Annotated in this window: 16 protein-coding genes; 8 read left to right on the top strand and 8 right to left on the bottom strand. The window is 60.7% G+C overall.

All coding sequences use genetic code 11. The annotated features are described in order from the left end of the window. The first annotated feature begins 183 nt into the window (after positions 1-183). Both ACR0KJ_RS17485 and ACR0KJ_RS17480 read left to right on the top strand, forming a co-directional pair. On the top strand, positions 184-390 hold the full coding sequence (locus ACR0KJ_RS17485) for a cold-shock protein (RefSeq protein ID WP_170378838.1): 207 nt from the start codon (positions 184-186) through the stop codon (positions 388-390). Between the two features lie 164 nt (positions 391-554). Continuing rightward, the gene (locus ACR0KJ_RS17480) at positions 555-1109 is read left to right on the top strand and encodes a L,D-transpeptidase (RefSeq protein WP_170455512.1); all 555 of its coding nucleotides are present in this window, start codon (positions 555-557) and stop codon (positions 1107-1109) included. 8 nt (positions 1110-1117) lie between these two features. Here the strand turns inward: ACR0KJ_RS17480 and ACR0KJ_RS17475 are convergent, their stop codons facing one another. Beyond that, on the bottom strand, positions 1118-1732 hold the full coding sequence (locus ACR0KJ_RS17475; protein ID WP_170633181.1) for an SOS response-associated peptidase: 615 nt from the start codon (positions 1730-1732) through the stop codon (positions 1118-1120). A 3-nt stretch (positions 1733-1735) separates the two neighbouring features. Beyond that, complete coding sequence (locus tag ACR0KJ_RS17470) at positions 1736-2416, bottom strand: arylesterase (protein WP_480627281.1); 681 nt, start codon at positions 2414-2416, stop codon at positions 1736-1738. 12 nt (positions 2417-2428) lie between these two features. Here ACR0KJ_RS17470 and ACR0KJ_RS17465 point away from each other — a divergent pair, with 12 nt between their 5' ends. Together ACR0KJ_RS17465 and ACR0KJ_RS17460 are read left to right on the top strand one after the other, a co-directional pair. Further along, positions 2429-3124 (top strand): ATP-binding cassette domain-containing protein, encoded by a 696-nt coding sequence (locus ACR0KJ_RS17465; RefSeq protein WP_170455518.1) that lies wholly within the window; start codon positions 2429-2431, stop codon positions 3122-3124. Next, complete coding sequence (locus tag ACR0KJ_RS17460) at positions 3121-5649, top strand: ABC transporter permease (RefSeq protein WP_480627280.1); 2529 nt, start codon at positions 3121-3123, stop codon at positions 5647-5649. Before ACR0KJ_RS17465 ends, ACR0KJ_RS17460 begins: the two co-directional genes overlap by 4 nt. A 2-nt stretch (positions 5650-5651) precedes the next feature. On the opposite strand, the gene ACR0KJ_RS17455 is transcribed toward ACR0KJ_RS17460, so the two are convergent. Then, positions 5652-6098, bottom strand: coding sequence for an Rrf2 family transcriptional regulator (locus ACR0KJ_RS17455; protein ID WP_170522357.1), 447 nt, complete (start codon positions 6096-6098; stop codon positions 5652-5654). A 93-nt stretch (positions 6099-6191) separates the two neighbouring features. Between ACR0KJ_RS17455 and ACR0KJ_RS17450 the strand changes: the two genes are divergently transcribed. After that, positions 6192-6803, top strand: coding sequence for a gamma-glutamylcyclotransferase family protein (locus ACR0KJ_RS17450; RefSeq protein ID WP_170522355.1), 612 nt, complete (start codon positions 6192-6194; stop codon positions 6801-6803). 14 nt (positions 6804-6817) lie between these two features. On the opposite strand, the gene gltX is transcribed toward ACR0KJ_RS17450, so the two are convergent. Next, the gene (gene gltX / locus ACR0KJ_RS17445) at positions 6818-8143 is read right to left on the bottom strand and encodes a glutamate--tRNA ligase (RefSeq protein ID WP_480627279.1); all 1326 of its coding nucleotides are present in this window, start codon (positions 8141-8143) and stop codon (positions 6818-6820) included. A gap of 216 nt (positions 8144-8359) precedes the next feature. Here gltX and ACR0KJ_RS17440 point away from each other — a divergent pair, with 216 nt between their 5' ends. Continuing rightward, positions 8360-9292, top strand: coding sequence for an MBL fold metallo-hydrolase (locus ACR0KJ_RS17440; RefSeq protein ID WP_480627278.1), 933 nt, complete (start codon positions 8360-8362; stop codon positions 9290-9292). A gap of 4 nt (positions 9293-9296) precedes the next feature. Here the strand turns inward: ACR0KJ_RS17440 and ACR0KJ_RS17435 are convergent, their stop codons facing one another. The 3 genes from ACR0KJ_RS17435 to ACR0KJ_RS17425 all read right to left on the bottom strand — a co-directional run bounded on the left by ACR0KJ_RS17435 (position 9297) and on the right by ACR0KJ_RS17425 (position 12982). After that, on the bottom strand, positions 9297-10628 hold the full coding sequence (locus ACR0KJ_RS17435) for an NAD(P)/FAD-dependent oxidoreductase (protein ID WP_170455530.1): 1332 nt from the start codon (positions 10626-10628) through the stop codon (positions 9297-9299). A gap of 152 nt (positions 10629-10780) precedes the next feature. Then, the gene (locus ACR0KJ_RS17430) at positions 10781-11053 is read right to left on the bottom strand and encodes a hypothetical protein (RefSeq protein WP_170455532.1); all 273 of its coding nucleotides are present in this window, start codon (positions 11051-11053) and stop codon (positions 10781-10783) included. Between the two features lie 270 nt (positions 11054-11323). Then, entirely contained in the window at positions 11324-12982 is a 1659-nt protein-coding gene (locus tag ACR0KJ_RS17425) for an NAD+ synthase (protein WP_480627277.1), read from the bottom strand. Positions 12983-13135: 153 nt separating this feature from the next. Here ACR0KJ_RS17425 and ACR0KJ_RS17420 point away from each other — a divergent pair, with 153 nt between their 5' ends. After that, positions 13136-14617 (top strand): MORN repeat-containing protein, encoded by a 1482-nt coding sequence (locus ACR0KJ_RS17420; protein WP_480627276.1) that lies wholly within the window; start codon positions 13136-13138, stop codon positions 14615-14617. Between the two features lie 4 nt (positions 14618-14621). Here ACR0KJ_RS17420 and ACR0KJ_RS17415 read toward each other — a convergent pair whose 3' ends face one another. Further along, entirely contained in the window at positions 14622-15287 is a 666-nt protein-coding gene (locus ACR0KJ_RS17415; RefSeq protein WP_480627275.1) for an SDR family NAD(P)-dependent oxidoreductase, read from the bottom strand. Positions 15288-15577: 290 nt separating this feature from the next. Here ACR0KJ_RS17415 and ACR0KJ_RS17410 point away from each other — a divergent pair, with 290 nt between their 5' ends. Next, positions 15578-17146 carry a 2-isopropylmalate synthase gene (locus tag ACR0KJ_RS17410; RefSeq protein WP_480627274.1) on the top strand — a complete coding sequence of 523 codons (1569 nt, stop codon included), beginning with the start codon at positions 15578-15580 and terminating at the stop codon, positions 17144-17146. Positions 17147-17220 lie beyond the last annotated feature (74 nt).

The following is a 17220-nucleotide window of genomic DNA, read 5'->3' as shown; positions in this document are numbered from 1 at the left end:
CTAAATTAAGCGAACTATGGCACTCCACCCTTGCCACATGCCCACCCCAATGCCATATGCAAAGGGCTTACGTTTTTCTTTTTCGACCTACTGTCTCCTTCTACGGCGCTCAGTCATTCGATCCAGACTACGACGCCAGGCTGCCGCATCCACGTGGGCAGCACCAATCAGGAGACAACGGATATGCCCGCAGGCACCGTAAAATGGTTCAACACCACCAAAGGCTACGGCTTTATCGCACCCGAAGATGGCGGCAAAGACATCTTCGTTCACATCTCGGCTGTCGAGCGTTCGGGCCTAACAGGTCTGGCCGACAACCAGAAAGTCACATACGAGCTGCGCTCGGGTCGTGACGGTCGCGAAAGCGCCGACAATATCGAGCTGGCCTAAGCCAGTCACAGGGTGAGGCGCAATCCTCACCCTTTTTTACTTACGGCGCAGCGCGCAAGCGGAACACATCACGTTTCCGTTATATTTGCCCTAGAAATGACCAGATTTGCTATCATCCTGACAGTATAGTCATGATTGCATTGGTCATTTGAAGAGGCTCATCCATGTTCACACGCCGTGTGTTTCTTGCCGGAACGGCTGCCAGCCTGCTGCCGGGTATCGCCAGCGCCAAGAAGGCGGTCGAGTATGATCCAACGCCGCAATTTGTGCGGATCAAGAAGCAATTCGTCCCCGGTCAATTGCTGGTCGTGCCCCGATCCTTCTACCTCTATTACGTGACCGAACCGCGCAAGGCGATCCGTTACGGTTGCGGTGTCGGCAAGGCGGGGCTGGAGTTCACGGGCACCGCGACCATCGACGTCAAGAAGGAATGGCCCACGTGGCGGCCCACCGATGAGATGATCGAACGTGATCCGGTGGCTTACGCCAAGTTCAAGGACAACGATTATGTGCAACCGGGCGGAGGGGACAATCCGCTGGGCGCCCGTGCGCTCTATCTTTTCCAGAACGGGGTCGATACCTATTTTCGCATTCATGGGACGACACAGCCGCAGACCATCGGACGGGCGGCCTCGAACGGCTGCATCCGTATGCTGAACGAACATGTGGTCGATCTGTATAACCGGGTTCCGATTGGAACGGTTGTAACCGTGGTCTGACCGGCTGGTCAGGGCGCGGACCAGTCTGCGTCCTTTACTTCTTCGATATGCAGCAGCCCGTCCGGCCACGGGCGCGTTAACTGTTTGGCCTGATCTTCCGAGCCGGTCAGCCATAAATCAATGCCTGCGCGATCCAGCAGCACGCCCATCCGGTGGTGGATGGGTTTCACGTCGCCATTCGGCTCGCAGGTGACGGCCGCAAACTGATCGACCTGCAACCCACCCGGGGCCTGCCAGGTGTCGGTAATCGCCGCGAAGAACAGTGGCGCGCCGTCAGCCGACAAGATACGCCACGCTGTCTTGCGGCGTTTCTCTCCGGTCCATTCGTACCACCCATCCACCGGGACAACTGCGCGGCCAACGCCCTCAAACGCGGTCTTGTCGAACACGGTCTCGGAGCGGGCATTGATGATGGTCTCCATCACCGGGCGCCCTCGGGCGTTGACCCGACCGACCGGAATCATGCCCCAGCGCATCGGTACCAGCCCGGTTTGCGTCATAACCAGCATCTCTTGACCAGGCTGGATGTTGCTGCGGGGCGGTTGTTCGGGGGCATCCGCCGAAACACTAAGCAAATCGGCGATTTCGGCGATAGGTCGCGTCAGAAAGAACCGTCCCGGCATGAGCTACCCTTGTTCTGCGACCTCATTGGCCAGTTCCAGCACTTTTGGCCCCAAAGCCTCGACAATAAGGGCGACGCCCTTGGCGTTGGGATGAATGCCATCGGGCTGCATGAACGCGCCAACAGCATTCGGATCGTCAACCGCCGCCAACCCTTCAAAGAAACTGTCAGCATAAAACGTCTGATATTGCTGCGCCAAATCGGGAAAGATGCTGTCAAAACTTTGCTTGTAGTCCGGGCCATAATTGCCGGGGGCTTGCATGCCCACCAGTAACACCTCAACCTCCCCCGCTTGCGCGGTGGTCAGGATCTTCTCGAGGTTTGATCGAGACACATCCGGGTCGATCCCGCGCAGCAGATCATTGCCGCCCAGCGCGACGATCATCCCATCCACCTCGGGCGTCAGGGTCCAGTCCACTCGCGCAGCACCACCGGCCGTGGTATCGCCCGAAACACCCGCATTGATCAACCGGACATCCGCGCCTTGCGCCTGCAGCCACCGTTCCAGTTGCGAAACAAACCCGTCCTCTTCAACCAGCCCATAGCCTTGCGTCAGCGAGTCCCCCAATGCGGCGATAATCACAGGTTCGGCTGTGGCCGCAAAACCGCAGCTTGCAAAAAGGCCTGCGATCAAAGTCTTGCGCAAAGTCGTATCCGCTCCATATCCCACAAGTGTTGCCTCCATTTGGAAAGACCTATGACTCAGCCTGTTCTTTCGCTCCAAAATGCCGCTTTGTCGCTGGATGGCAATGCCGGGCGTGTGGATATTCTGCATGGCATCACGCTGTCGGTAAAGCAGGGTGAGACCTTGGGGCTGGTTGGGCCATCCGGGTCGGGCAAGTCATCCCTTCTGATGCTGATGGGTGGGCTGGAACAGGCGACCGGAGGCTCCGTCACGGCCTTGGGGCAGGACCTGACCGGGATGGACGAGGATCATCTGGCGCGGTTCCGGCGCGATACGATGGGTGTGGTGTTTCAGAACTTCCACCTGATCCCGACCATGACTGCGCTGGAAAACGTAGCCACGCCACTGGAACTGGCCGGTCACAAGGATGCCTTTGCCCGGGCCGAGGCCGAGTTGGATTCGGTTGGCCTGTCGCATCGGCGCGACCACTATCCGGCGCAGTTGTCGGGCGGTGAGCAGCAACGCGTGGCACTGGCCCGGGCCTCGGCCCCGCGCCCGCAGATCCTGCTGGCGGATGAACCCACGGGAAATCTGGATGAGGCAAACGGGGCCGCCATTGTCGATTTGCTGTTTGGCTTGCGCGACAGACACGGCGCGACGCTGATCCTCGTGACCCATAGCCATACACTGGCCGACCGGTGCGACCGCGTTGTCCGCCTGCGCGACGGGCGCATTGCCGAGGATGCACGGAAAGAGGCTGCAGAATGAGCCTACGACTGGCCGGGCGGCTGGCGCGGCGGGAACTGCGCGGAGGCCTGCGCGGATTTCGTATCTTTCTGGCCTGTCTGGCCCTTGGGGTCGCGGCTATCGCCGCTGTGGGATCGGTCCGATACGCCATCCAGACCGGGCTGACACAGGAAGGCGCGGCACTGCTGGGCGGCGACGCCGAGTTGGAATTCACTTACCGTTTTGCCACCGCAGAAGAGCGTGCATGGATGGAAAACACCGCCGAGGCGGTCTCGGAGGTTGTGGATTTCCGATCACTGGCGGTTGCCCCGCTTGAAACGGGCACCGAGCGCGCGTTGACGCAGGTGAAGGCCGTTGATGCCGCCTATCCCTTGCTTGGTGAGGTCGGGCTGAACCCTGACATGCAGCTGTCTGATGCGTTGGAGGGGCACAACGATCTACCGGGCGCGGTGATGGAACAGGTCCTGATGGACCGGCTTGGCCTTTCGGTGGGCGATGTATTTGCGCTGGGAACGCAGGATTTCGTTCTGAGGGCCGCCCTGACCGCCGAGCCTGACGGGGCCGCAGACGGGTTTGGCCTTGGCCCCAGAACGCTGGTTCGCACCGCAGATCTTAGCGCGTCTGGCTTGTTGGAACCCGGCACTTTGTTTTCGACCAAATACCGGTTGGACCTTCCGGAAACAGCCAATCTTGAGGTAACCGCAACCGAGGCCGCCCAGACCTTTGAAGGCACCGGAATGCGCTGGACGGATGCCCGAAACGGAGCGCCCGGCATTGCCGAATTCGTCGGGCGGCTCAGCGCCTTTCTGGTTCTGGTGGGCCTGTCTGGCTTGGCCGTGGGCGGTATCGGCGTGTCCGCCGCCGTACGGGCGTACCTGTCGCAGAAAACGGAAACCATCGCCACACTACGCACATTGGGGGCGGATCGGGCGACCGTGTTTCAGACCTATATGATCCAGATCGGGCTGTTGTCCGGGATCGGCATCGTCATTGGATTGGCCCTGGGTGGATTGGCCCCTGTCCTGCTGGCCCCCATCATCGAAAGCCAATTGCCCGTCCCGGCGGTGTTTTCGATCTATCCCCAACCCCTGGCCGAGGCTGCCCTGTATGGCTTGCTGACAGCGTTTCTGTTCACCCTCTGGCCGATGGCCCGAACCGAGGAGGTGCGCGCCGCCACCCTGTTCCGCGACGCCCTGACCTCGGCCCGGCGGATACCCCGGTTGATTTACGTTCTGGCAACCGGGCTGGGTCTGGCCATTCTGATCGCAGCGGCGGCGTGGTTCAACGGCTCGGCGCGGCTGACGCTTTGGACCAGCGGCGGGTTGGTCGGGGCGCTGTTCCTTTTGTCACTGGCCGCTTTCGCAATTCGCTGGCTGGCCCGCAAGGGCGTTCCGTGGTCGCGCGGCCACCCGCCACTGCGATGGGCGCTAGCCGCCATCTCGGACCCACGCGAAGGCGCGGGGTCTGTGGTTCTGTCCCTTGGTCTGGGCCTTTCTGTGCTTGCCGCCGTGGGCCAGATCGATGGTACATTGCGCAATGCCATCTCGGGCAATCTGCCGGACGTTGCGCCCTCGTATTTCTTTGTCGACATCCAGAAGGATCAAATGCCCGGTTTTACCGAGCGTCTGGAAACCGACCCCGCCGTCAGTCGCCTTGAAAGCGCCCCGATGCTGCGTGGGATCATCACCCGGATCAACGGCCAGCCCGCCCGCGAGGTTGCAGGCAGCCACTGGGTACTGGAGGGAGACCGGGGCATCACTTACTCTGCCCTCCCGCCCGAGAATGCGCGCATCACGGCAGGCGAATGGTGGGCTGAGGGCTATGCAGGTGACCCCCAGATCAGCTTTGCCGCTGAAGAGGCCGAAGAAATGGGCCTGTCCCTGGGCGATACGCTGACCGTGAACATTCTGGGCCGCGACATCACCGCGACGATCACATCCTTTCGCGAGGTTGATTTTTCGACCGCCGGCATCGGCTTCATCATGTCGATGAACCCGTCGGCGCTGGCGGGCGCACCGCACAGTTTCATCGCCACCGTCTATGCCGAAGAACAGGCCGAGGCCGCCATCCTGCGCGATCTGGCAGGTCAGTTCCCCAATATCACGGCCATCCGGGTGCGCGATGCGATCGACCGGGTCTCGGGCCTGTTGGCGGGGCTGGCCTCGGCAACGTCCTACGGAGCCGGGGTGTCGCTGCTGACCGGGTTTCTGGTGCTGATCGGCGCAGCCGCAGCCGGAGAACCGGCCCGTCGGTACGAGGCTGCAATCCTGAAAACAATCGGGGCCGACCGCCGCCGCATTCTGCTCAGCTTCACCCTGCGTGCGATGTTGCTGGGTGCTGCCGCAGGCTGCGTCGCCCTGCTGGTCGGTATCTTGGGCGGCTGGGCTGTGGCGACCTATATCTTCGACACCGGGTTCGCGGTGATCTGGCCCTCGGCACTGGGCATCGTGATCACAGGGGTCATCGTCACCCTTGGCGCGGGGCTGATCTTTGCGCTGCGCCCCTTATCCGTCCGACCCGCCCGCATTCTGCGCGCCAGCGACTGAGTTTAACGCATACACGCGACCGGCTGCAGGATTTTCAGCAGCGGATCATTATCGCAGACCAGCGCATCCAGCGTGATGTCGTCGAGCGATGCGTAAAACACCTCGGCTGCGTCCTGCAAGGCAACCCGCAAGCGGCAGGCGTCGGTCAGCGGACAGGTATTGTCGGCATCCGCAAAACACTCGGCAATCGGCAGCGATCCTTCCACATGCCGGAATACGGCACCAATGCGGATCTGATCCGCCGGGCGCGCCAGAGACATGCCACCATTCCGGCCGCGCTGCGTGCTCAGATAATCCAACTGTCCGAGTTGATTGATCACCTGCGCCAGATGGTTTTCCGAGATGTTGCACACTTCGGCGATCTCGGATTTCGTCACCAGCCGGTCCGGGTGCGCCGCGCAATACATCAGCAGGCGCACAGCAATATTCGTTCGTTTGGTAATCCGCATATGGGCCTCCCTCACATAATGATGCAGCCTTATTGCATGTCCGGGAAAAAAGCGGTTTGACATACATCAATCGATCGAAAGGCGCGTTCGCAGATGGCAGACCCCTATTTCTTTGGCTATGGCAGCCTTGTGAACCTGGCCACCCATGATTTTCCCGACCCACGACCGGCAAAACTGAAGGGCTGGCGGCGGGCCTGGAAACACACCGATCTGCGTCCGGTCGCCTTTCTGACGGCGGTTCCGGACCCCGAGTCCGAGATCGAAGGCATGATCGCGCATGTTCCCAAGAACGACTGGGCCGCGCTGGATGAAAGGGAATGGGCCTACGACCGGATACCCGCGACGCAATCGGTCACACATCCGCTGACCCATGACGTTGAAATAGCGGTCTATGCCGTCCCGCAGGCCCGGCATAATGCGCCGACCGATCACCATCCTTTACTGCTCAGCTACATTGACGTTGTCGTGCAAGGGTACCTGCGCATTTTCGGACCAGACGGGGTGGACCGGTTCTTTGCCACGACCGATGGCTGGGACGCACCTGTGTTGAATGACCGGGCCGAACCGAGGTATCCGCGCCACCAACAACTCAAACCGGACGAGATCGCCTTTGTGGATGACCGCCTGCAGCGCGCGTCGGTGAAGATCATCCAACCACAACAACAAAAAGAGGCAGACGAACTGCCTGCCTCATTCAAGTTCTAGATTGTCAGGGGCATTCAGCCCCGCGCGCGGATCACCTGCAGCAAGGGCAGCAGCGCCGCCATTTCAGGCCCGCGCTCCATCCCCGTCAGCGCCTTGCGCAGCGGCATGAACAGGCCCTTGCCTTTGCGGCCCGTCGCTTCTTTTACTGCTTTGGTCCAGGTGCCCCAGGTCTCTCCGTCAAACGGGCCTTCGGGCAGCAGCGCCATGGCGTCCGAGATGAACTCCCGGTCTTCATCCGCGATCAAGGGCTCGGCCCCATCCCGGCACAGTTCCCACCAGCCTTTCAGATCGGACAGAGTGGTGATGTTTTCACGCGCCATGGCCCAGAACGGCTCGGCCAGTTCGGCAGGAACACCCGCATCGGCCACAGCATCAGCAACTTCCGCCAGCGGCAGCGATTGCAATTGTTTCGCGGTCAGCGGGAACAGGTCCTGCACGTCAAACTTGGTCGGCGCAGCCCCAAAGCGGTTCACATCAAAACCATCGATCAACTCGGCCATGTCCGAGCGCAGCTCGACCGGATCAGACGACCCCAGCCGCGCCATCAGGCTCAGCAGCGCCATCGGCTGAACACCCTGCTCGCGCAGATCGCGCAACGCCAGCGTGCCCAGACGTTTCGACAGCGCCTCACCCTGCGGGCCGGTCAGCAGCGAATGATGCGCAAAACGCGGACAAGTTCCGCCCAGCGCCTCGATGATCTGAATTTGCGTCGCCGTGTTGGTCACATGGTCCGAACCGCGCACCACGTCGGTCACGCCCATCTCGGTATCGTCGACCACAGACGCAATCGTATAAAGAACCTGACCGTCGCCACGGATCAGCACCGGGTCCGAAACGGACGCCGCATCAATGGAAATGTCGCCCAGAATGCCATCGGTCCATTCGATCCGCTCATGATCCAGCTTGAACCGCCAGACGCCGTTGCCCCGCTCGGCCCGCAGCGCCTCTTTTTCAGTGTCCGACAGGTTCAGCGCGGCGCGGTCATAGACCGGCGGCTTGCCCATGTTCAGTTGCTTCTTGCGCTTCAGATCCAGCTCGGTCGGCGTCTCGAACGCCTCGTAAAACCGGCCCATCTCGCGCAGCTTGTCGGCGGCTTCGGCATAGCGGTCCAGACGGTCCGACTGACGCTCGACCTTGTCCCAATGCAGCCCCAGCCATTCCAGATCCTGCTTGATCGCGTCGACATATTCTTCCTTCGACCGCTCGGGGTCTGTGTCGTCGATGCGCAGGATGAACGTACCGCCTGCCTTGCGGGCGATCAGATAGTTCATCAGGGCGGTGCGCAGGTTGCCCACATGGATGTAACCGGTGGGCGACGGGGCGAAACGGGTGGTTGTCATGGGTGTCTCCTGTTGGCGCGGCTCTTGTCACAAAGGCGCGATTTTGTCCAGCAGGGGTTTCGGATCGTTCGCACTATACCCAGCTTCAAGATCGCGGGGCGAAAACCATGGAACACGTAATGTTCATCCAATTGCGCGCCAAACCGGGCTATACACTGGCGCACGACCCGCAACGAACTAACTTATTATCTGGCGTTCTGACAGGGAGACGAAGACATGGCCATCAACTTAACACGCAGAGCGGCCCTGGGCGCCGCCGCAGCCCTTCCATTTGCATCCGCAACAACCCCGCTTTTGGCAGCCGGGGCCGAGACCAAGGCGAACTCGACCATTGCAAGATCGTTCCAGTTGGGCGACTTCACCGTCACAACGCTGCTGGACGGCAGTCTGCCGCGCGATGGTGCGCAAGAGATCTTTGGCGGCGGTGCATCAGACGAAGACTTTGCACGCGTCTCGGCGGAAAACTTCATTTCGCCCGACGTTGCGCAGTTCTTCTTTACGCCGACGCTGGTGAATACGGGGGCCGAGCTGGCTCTGTTCGACACCGGGCTTGGTCAGGGCGGCATTCAGGCGGCCCTTGCAGATGCCGGGGTGACACCGGATCAGATCGACGTCGTTGTCATCACCCATATGCATCCCGACCACATTGGCGGTATGACCACCAATGACGCTGAGACATTCCCCAATGCGCGCTATGTCACCGCCGCGCAGGAATATGATTTCTGGTCCGCGCAGGAGGCTGGCAACCGGGTCGGTGATCTGGTCGCGGCAAAAGTCACACCTTTGGCCGAGAAAATGACGTTCATCGAAGATGGCGGCGACGTTGTCTCTGGTGTGACGGCAATGGCGACGTTCGGCCATACGCCTGGCCATATGGTTTATCACCTGGAAAGCAATGGCCAGCGGCTGATCCTGACGGCAGACCTTGCCAATCACTATGTCTGGTCCTTCGCGCACCCCGAATGGGAGGTTCGTTTTGACATGGACAAGGCTGCAGCCACTGACTCCCGCCGCAAAATCCTGGGTCTGCTGGCCGCCGACAAGGTGCCGATGATCGGCTATCACATGCCGTTCCCGGCTGCCGGGTATGTCGAGACCCGCGGCGAAGGGTTCCGTTTTGTCCCGGTCAGCTATCAGATGATGGGCTGACGCCTCAATACCCGGGGTCCGGCCGCACCCTTGAGCCATCCGTGAAACGCGACAGGCGGAAGGCGGCCGGATCCACACAGGGCGTGGACTGCATCACCAGATCGGCCATCAGGCGACCTGCACCGGGCCCGATACCGAAGCCATGGCCCGAAAACCCGGTGGCGATGAACATGCCGGGGATATCCTCAACGCCCGAGATCACCGGGATCGCGTCGGGCGTCACATCGATCAGCCCGGCCCAGCTTTGCACCACTTCGGCCTGCTGTAGCGCCGGAAAGGCCTTTATCGCGTTGGCCCAGGATGTGCGCAGGGTCTTCGGCGATGGTTCGGGGTCCAGAACGCGGCAATGCTCGAACGGGGTCACGTCGGTAGGCACCCACGACCGGTCCTGCGCCACCTCGGCCTTCCAACGACCAGAGAGCCGAAAGCGCAGGGATTTCCATTCCTGAAAAAACGCAGGCAGGAATTGCCATGCAAGGCGAAAGCTGTCGGGTACGATGTCATAGGTGTTTTGATGGGCCGAGGCGATGGAATACCCTCCATCCGCGCGTTTTCGGATTGCAAAGTCATCGGACCACAGCGCTGTGTCCGGCCCATCCTCGACAGGTGAGCTTCGCAGGACGGTGTTCAGCACTTTCAGCTGCGGCAGATCAATGCCTGCATTGCCCGCAAACAAGCGCGACCACGCGCCGCCTGCCAGCACCACCCTGTCGCAGGCCACGCGCCCGCGTTCCGTGAACACGCCGGCAACGCGTCCGCCCTGCACGTCAAGGCTGCGCACGGCGCAATTGGTCATGATCGCCGCCCCCCGGTCGCGGGCCCCTTCGGCAATCGCAGGTGCCGCAAGCTGAGGCTCGGCGCGCCCGTCCTGCGGCATGTGCAGCGCGCAATCGAGTGTGCCGGTATAGCCGGGCAACATTTCCGCCAGTTCAGACGCTGGCACAATCCGCGCCCCGGTTTGCAATCCGTCCAAATGGCGCAACCAGCATTGCAGATTGCCGGCCTCCCGCGCCCCTGATGCACCGAACAGGATGCCCGATTGCACGTATCCGGTTTGCCGTCCAAGACGATTGTCCAGGTTTTGCCAGATCCGGGTGGCTTCCTGCATCAACGGAATTTCGCGCGGGTCGCGCATCCCCAGACGCACCCAACCCCAATTGCGCGAACTTTGTTCCCCCGCGATCTGCCCCTTTTCACACAACAGGACGGACACGCCCCGTTCGGCCAGTTCCAGCGCGGTTGAAACGCCAATGATACCGCCGCCGATCACGACGGTGTCTACGGATTTTGGCAGGGAAAGATCGGATTCAAATGGGGTCGGTTTGGGACCGGGCATTTACCGCTCATACTCAATTTATCAGAGTACAAGGATGCTGAACTTGCCGGTCCTGACAACAGGTTTTCAGCACAGCCCTATCAAATGTGCGGACGTGTGGCAGCCGCGCCAAAGCATACGCCCGGCGGGTCACTTCAGGTTCTGACTCAGAGTTAGGCGGCGCCGGACAGTTCAGCCCATTTCTGACGCAGTGACGCCGACAATCCGGCCTCTTTTGCGTCGGCTTGCGCCGAAACCTCTTTTTGCGATTTCAGATCGGGAAATTCCAGCCGCTGCGATGGTTCGGCCTTGTCTTCCGCTGCTTGTTCGCCAAGCAGGTCAGCAATGGCCGCGTCCAGCTTTTCTTCATCCAGTTCCTGCGCCGGAGATTCCATCGTTCTGTACTGCCACGGCGCGTGCAGAGACTTATCGTATTCCTCGTACATGTTAACACCACACTATTAACTCAGACATCCAACCCCGGATGCGCCGCACGAGACAAAAATCACTTGTCGAAAAACTGCGAACTTAACAGCAATGCGTCACATCCGCCCCACATTGGGCAACTTCCAAGCATAAATGTGGCAGAAAAATGTCAGCCGAACAAGGTTAAGAACCCCTTTGGGGCCATGATTTCAGCCTCAATGACCCACAAATGGAAACAATATAAGGTCATGATGCGGAACTGTTTTCAGAAACAAGGCCGCGTATCGGCCTCAGCCCCGATCCCGCCAGCGATTCACGATGGGATAGCGTCTGTCCAGCCAGAACGCACGGCTGGTCAGACGGGTGCCGGGGGCAGACTGGAACCGCTTGTATTCGCTGATATAGACCAGATGTTCGACCTTGCGGGCGTCCTGTTCGCCATATCCGGCCGCGACACAATCGGCGATGGAACCGTCCTGATCCACCAGAATGTTCAGAATACCGTCCAGCACCGGATAATCCGGCAGGCTGTCGCTGTCTTTCTGATCTTCGCGCAGCTCCGCGCTTGGAGGTTTGTCGATGACCGAGGGGCGAATGACTTCACCCTCCGGGCCCATCATCCACGCACGGTGATTGGCATTGCGCCAGCGGCAGGTCTCGAACACGCGGGTCTTGTAGAGGTCCTTGATTGGGTTGTAGCCGCCATTCATGTCCCCATAGATCGTGGCATAGCCCACCGCGACCTCGGATTTGTTGCCCGTGGTCAGCAACATCTCGCCAAATTTGTTCGAGATCGCCATCAGCAGCACACCGCGCAGGCGGGACTGGATGTTCTCTTCGGTCAGGTCCGCGTCGCGCCCTTCAAACAGGGGGGCCAGCGTATCCGTTACCGCAGCCCGGCTGTCCGAGATCGGAACAAAGTCGTAGTGCACGCCCAGCGCTTTGGCGACCGCCTCGGCATCGTCCAGTGAGGCCTGGCTGGTGTATTCCGACGGCAGCATCACGCAGCGCACATTCTCTGCCCCGATGGCATCCACGGCTATGGCCGCGACCAGAGCGGAATCTACACCGCCCGACAGACCCAGCAACGCCTTTTTGAAACCGGTCTTCCCCATATAATCGCGTAAGGATTCCACCATGGCGCGGTAATCCTGTTCCCACGCATCGGGTTGAGGCACAATCTCGGCGGGGATAATCCGCCAGCCGTCATCGCCCCGCTCAAGGTCCACATGGGTGACGGTTTCGTCAAAAACCGGCATGCGAAAGGCAAGCTCTCCGCCCGGGTTCAGGCCGAATGTGGCACCGTCGAACACCTGATCGTCCTGCCCACCCACCATATTCAGGTAAATCAGCGGCAGGCCGGTCTCGACCACCCGCGCGACCATATGGTTCAGGCGCACATCGTATTTGTCCCGGAAATAAGGCGAGCCATTGGGGATCAGCAGAAACTCGGCCCCGGTTTCTTCCAGCGTTTCGGCAACATCCGGGTGCCAGCTATCCTCGCAGATCGGGCTGCCGATGCGCGAGTTCCCGACCGAATACGGCCCGCCCAGAGGGCCGGAATCATACAGGCGCACCTCGTCAAAAACCGTCTCGTTCGGCAGGTGATGTTTCAAAACCTTGCTGGTGATCCGCCCGCCCTTGAGGATCAGATAGGCGTTGAACAGGCTGTCGTTCTCGGCCCAAGGTCCACCAATCGCCACAGCCGGACCATCCGCGCATTGCGCGGCCAGATCCTGCACCGCTGCCATCGCGGCACGGTGGAAGACCGGCTTCAGGATCAGGTCCTGCGTGTTGTACCCGGTGATGAACATCTCGGGAAACGCCACAAGATCGGCCCCGGCCTCGCGGGCTTGCTCCCACACGGCCAAGGCTTTGGCTGCGTTGCCCTCGATATCGCCCACGGTGGGGTTAAGCTGTGCCAGAGTGATGCGGAAACGGTCGGCCATGCTGCCCTCTTGCCCTCGTTGGTGCTAATGCATTTAGCAGATCGTTGCGCGAGTGAAAGACCAATGCCGCAAAAGCCGTTGCTCTGACCTGTGCGGTCCCTTATTTTTGCGCCAACCAAAGCGAAAACGATCACCGGGCAGGCAGGACGATACATGAAGCTGATCCGCAACTCTCTCACAGTCGGGATTCTGTCCCTGACGATGACAGCCGCATTTGCCCAGGACGGGACGGTGATCACCAAGGATGACGAGGTCGGCGGCGTCTATGAGGGCACGTTCGAAAACGGGCTGCGCCATGGCACCGGAACCTACCGCCTACCCAACGGGTTTGAATATACCGGCGAATGGGTCGAAGGCGTCATTCAGGGCCAGGGCACGGCGCGTTTTGCCGACGGGTCGGTCTATGTCGGGCAATTCGCCGAAGGCAAGCCCGAGGGTCAGGGCAAGATCAGCTATGCCGATGGCGGTTCCTACGAAGGCGAATGGCAAGGTGGCGGCATCAACGGCACCGGTGTCGCGGAATACGCCAGCGGCGTGCGTTACAAGGGTGAATTTAAGGACTCGCGCCACCATGGCACGGGCACGCGCACGGACCCCAGCGGCTATGTCTACGACGGCGATTGGGCTGATGGCCAAATGCAGGGCAAGGCCAGGATCACCTACCCGGACGGGTCGGTTTACGACGGCGACGTGCAGCAGGGCCAACGCCATGGGCAGGGTCTTTGGATCCAGTCGGACGGTCTGGAATATGACGGCCAGTGGGTCGAGAACCTGATGACCGGCACCGGGCGAATGACGCTGGCCAATGGCGATGTCTACGAAGGCGAAGTTGCGAAAGGCCGCCGTCAAGGCAAGGGCAAAGAAACCTACGCCAATGGCAGCGTCTACGAGGGCAATTATGAAGACGACCGCCGCCATGGCAAGGGCACCTTCGTTGGCACCGATGGCTACCGCTATTCCGGGGAATGGTCGCAAGGCCAGATCGAAGGCTTTGGCGAGATCACCTATCCGGACGGCTCGGCCTATATCGGTGAGCTGAGCGCAGATCTGCCGCACGGCAAGGGCCAAAGCACATATGCCGACGGAACCGTCTATGACGGCGACTGGATTGCCGGGGTTTTTGAGGGGCGCGGCACGGCGACCTACCCCAATGGCACGGTCTATTCAGGCCAGTTCCGCAACGCCCTGAGCCACGGCACCGGCACGGTCACCTTTGCCAATGGCTATCGCTATGAAGGCGAATGGATCGACGGTGCGCGGCAAGGCAAAGGGAAATCAACCTTTGCCGACGGCACGGTGTACGAGGGCGATTTCATCGATGGCGCTCGCCATGGAAAGGGAACGATCACGGCCCCCAGCGGCTTTACCTACACCGGCGACTGGTTTGACGGCAAAATCACCGGTGTAGGCGTGGCAACCTATGCTTCGGGCGATGTGTATGAGGGCGGCTTTTTCGAAAACAAACGTCAGGGACAGGGCACAATGCGCTATGCCAACGGGCAAGAGCAATCGGGCCTTTGGGACAACGACGCCCTGTCGTCAGAAGATGCGGCACCCACCGAGGGCACACCAGACGCAGAACCGGATGCGCCAAGCGCCGGGGAACCGGAAACCGAGGCCCCCGCAGAGAACTGACCTGCTACCAGGGCACCCGCTTCCCGGCCCAGTCGAAGAACCCACCCGTGTCGTCTTGGGTCAGCGCCCCCGTCACACGCAGCAGGTTTTCAGCAGCCTCCTCTGGCGCGACAGCGGGGTGTCGGCCTAGGTATTTCCGCGTGAACTCGGTTTTGACCGTTCCGGGGTGCAAGGCGACGCAAATCGCCTGTTTGTGCGTCCGGGCCAACTCGATAGACGCCGTGTGAACCACCTGATTAACCGCAGCCTTGGCCGCGCGATAACTGACCCACCCGCCCATTCGATTGTCGCCAATCGATCCGACCCGCGCTGACAAAACCGCAATCACGGATCGCCTGTCGCGCGGCAGCAACCGATGCGCCCGGCCAAGGATCAGCGCAGGGCCGACCGTATTCAGAGCATACTGATCCATCATGGCCTGCGCCGTCACAGCGCGCATGGTTTTCTCGGGCTGTGCACCATTGATCTCCAATGCGCCTGAGGCGACCAGAACCAGATCGAACGGCCCCTGCAGGTCATCCAGACGCGCCAACGCCACCTCGGGCCGGGTCAGATCGAACCCGTCTTGCGACCGGGACAGGCCTGTCACCGCCACGCGCTGTGCCACAAGCCGGTCGCAGATCGCGCCACCGATCCCCCCGGATGCACCAATGATCAAAGCTGTCTTCATACCGCCCCACCTAGCGGCAGCACAGATGGGTTCAACACGCAAAGCAAAAGAAACCGGACCAAATCCGCAAAGCCTGAAAATTGGTTCTTTTCATTCCCCTTCTGCTCTGTATAAGTTTCGCCCATGATCAACCGCGCAGATATCCCTTTTGCCGACACCGCCTTTGGCGGTACGTCGCTGCGTGGCCTACTGATCCTAATCCGCCTCTGAGCGTGCCATCCGGCGCGCCCGCTCAGAGGAGGACGCCCGCGCGCCATAGGCTTTAGGACAGAAGAAGAAAGAGAAATCCCATGACCAACGTGACCGACCAAGACCGCGTCTTGATCTTCGATACCACTTTGCGCGACGGCGAGCAGAGCCCCGGCGCCACCATGACCCATGAAGAAAAGCTGGAGATCGCCGAACTGCTGGACGAGATGGGCGTCGATATCATCGAGGCGGGTTTTCCCATCGCCTCGGAAGGCGATTTCAAAGCCGTCACCGAAATTTCTCAACGCGCCAAGAATAGCCGCATCTGCGGTCTGGCCCGCGCCAATTTCAACGATATCGACCGGTGCTGGGAGGCGATCAAACACGCCGAGAAAAGACGCATTCACACATTTATCGGCACCTCTCCGTTGCATCGGGCCATTCCGAACCTGACCCAGGACGAGATGGCCGAGAAAATCCACGACACCGTCACCCATGCCCGCAATCTGTGCGAAAACGTGCAGTGGTCGCCGATGGATGCAACGCGGACTGAATGGGACTACCTGTGCCGTGTGATCGAGATTGCGATCAAGGCGGGTGCGACCACGATCAACATCCCCGACACGGTGGGCTATACCGCACCGCTGGAATCGGCTGATTTGATCAAGCGTCTGATCGCAACCGTGCCCGGCGCGGATGAGATCGTGTTTGCGACCCACTGCCATAATGATCTGGGCATGGCGACGGCGAACTCGCTGGCGGCCGTCATCGGCGGCGCGCGTCAGATCGAATGCACCATCAACGGTCTGGGTGAGCGTGCGGGCAACACTGCGCTGGAAGAGGTCGTGATGGCCATGCGCACGCGCAACGATATCATGCCCTACCACACCGGTATCGATACCACCAAGATCATGCATATCTCACGCCGGGTCGCCACCGTGTCGGGCTTTAACGTGCAGTTCAACAAGGCCATCGTCGGCAAGAACGCCTTCGCTCATGAAAGCGGCATCCATCAGGATGGTATGCTGAAGAACCGTGACAATTTCGAGATCATGCGCCCCGAAGATGTCGGCCTTACCGGCACATCCCTGCCGCTGGGCAAACATTCGGGCCGCGCCGCCCTGCGCGACAAACTTGAGACGCTTGGCTTTGAGGTCGGGGACAACCAGCTTCGCGATATCTTTGTCCGCTTCAAGGACCTGGCCGACCGCAAAAAAGAGGTCTTTGACGACGACCTGATCGCCCTGATGACGCTGGACGAGGCGGATGACTACCTGCAACTGGTGTCGATGAAGGTCACCTGCGGCACTGGCGGACAGGCCGAGTCGACGGTCGAGCTGGAGATGGACGGCAAGGACATCATCGCAACCGAACATGGGGATGGGCCGGTCGATGCCACCTTCAAGGCGATCCGTGCGATTTACCCCAACAAAGCGCATTTGCAGCTCTATCAGGTGCACGCGGTGACCGAAGGCACGGACGCGCAAGCCACCGTCTCGGTGCGTCTGGAAGAAGACGGCATGATCGCCACCGGCCAATCTGCAAACACAGATACCGTCGTAGCCTCGGCCAAGGCGTATATCCACGCGCTGAACCGTCTGATCATGCGTCGTGAGAAAGCAGGCCCCGGAGCGGACACGCGCGAGATCAGTTACAAGGACCTGACCTAAACAGACCAAAGGCTCCCGCACCCGCGGCGGCCCGGCTTCGCCGACCCTTCTTGGGTTTTGGGCCCGGCAGCGCG

The organism is Ruegeria sp. AD6, from assembly GCF_056542325.1.
Note: the sequence above shows the minus strand (reverse complement) of the source record. Positions and strands in the feature narration are given on the sequence as shown.

Excerpts from the sequence above, each read along its gene's own strand:
- ACR0KJ_RS17485 (WP_170378838.1), top strand. The coding sequence starts at position 184 with ATGCCCGCAGGCACCGTAAAATGGTTCAACACCACCAAAGGCTACGGC.
- ACR0KJ_RS17480 (WP_170455512.1), top strand. The coding sequence starts at position 555 with ATGTTCACACGCCGTGTGTTTCTTGCCGGAACGGCTGCCAGCCTGCTG.
- ACR0KJ_RS17475 (WP_170633181.1), bottom strand. The coding sequence starts at position 1,732 with ATGCCGGGACGGTTCTTTCTGACGCGACCTATCGCCGAAATCGCCGAT.
- ACR0KJ_RS17470 (WP_480627281.1), bottom strand. The coding sequence starts at position 2,416 with ATGGAGGCAACACTTGTGGGATATGGAGCGGATACGACTTTGCGCAAG.
- ACR0KJ_RS17465 (WP_170455518.1), top strand. The coding sequence starts at position 2,429 with ATGACTCAGCCTGTTCTTTCGCTCCAAAATGCCGCTTTGTCGCTGGAT.
- ACR0KJ_RS17460 (WP_480627280.1), top strand. The coding sequence starts at position 3,121 with ATGAGCCTACGACTGGCCGGGCGGCTGGCGCGGCGGGAACTGCGCGGA.
- ACR0KJ_RS17455 (WP_170522357.1), bottom strand. The coding sequence starts at position 6,098 with ATGCGGATTACCAAACGAACGAATATTGCTGTGCGCCTGCTGATGTAT.
- ACR0KJ_RS17450 (WP_170522355.1), top strand. The coding sequence starts at position 6,192 with ATGGCAGACCCCTATTTCTTTGGCTATGGCAGCCTTGTGAACCTGGCC.
- gltX (WP_480627279.1), bottom strand. The coding sequence starts at position 8,143 with ATGACAACCACCCGTTTCGCCCCGTCGCCCACCGGTTACATCCATGTG.
- ACR0KJ_RS17440 (WP_480627278.1), top strand. The coding sequence starts at position 8,360 with ATGGCCATCAACTTAACACGCAGAGCGGCCCTGGGCGCCGCCGCAGCC.
- ACR0KJ_RS17435 (WP_170455530.1), bottom strand. The coding sequence starts at position 10,628 with ATGCCCGGTCCCAAACCGACCCCATTTGAATCCGATCTTTCCCTGCCA.
- ACR0KJ_RS17430 (WP_170455532.1), bottom strand. The coding sequence starts at position 11,053 with ATGTACGAGGAATACGATAAGTCTCTGCACGCGCCGTGGCAGTACAGA.
- ACR0KJ_RS17425 (WP_480627277.1), bottom strand. The coding sequence starts at position 12,982 with ATGGCCGACCGTTTCCGCATCACTCTGGCACAGCTTAACCCCACCGTG.
- ACR0KJ_RS17420 (WP_480627276.1), top strand. The coding sequence starts at position 13,136 with ATGAAGCTGATCCGCAACTCTCTCACAGTCGGGATTCTGTCCCTGACG.
- ACR0KJ_RS17415 (WP_480627275.1), bottom strand. The coding sequence starts at position 15,287 with ATGAAGACAGCTTTGATCATTGGTGCATCCGGGGGGATCGGTGGCGCG.
- ACR0KJ_RS17410 (WP_480627274.1), top strand. The coding sequence starts at position 15,578 with ATGACCAACGTGACCGACCAAGACCGCGTCTTGATCTTCGATACCACT.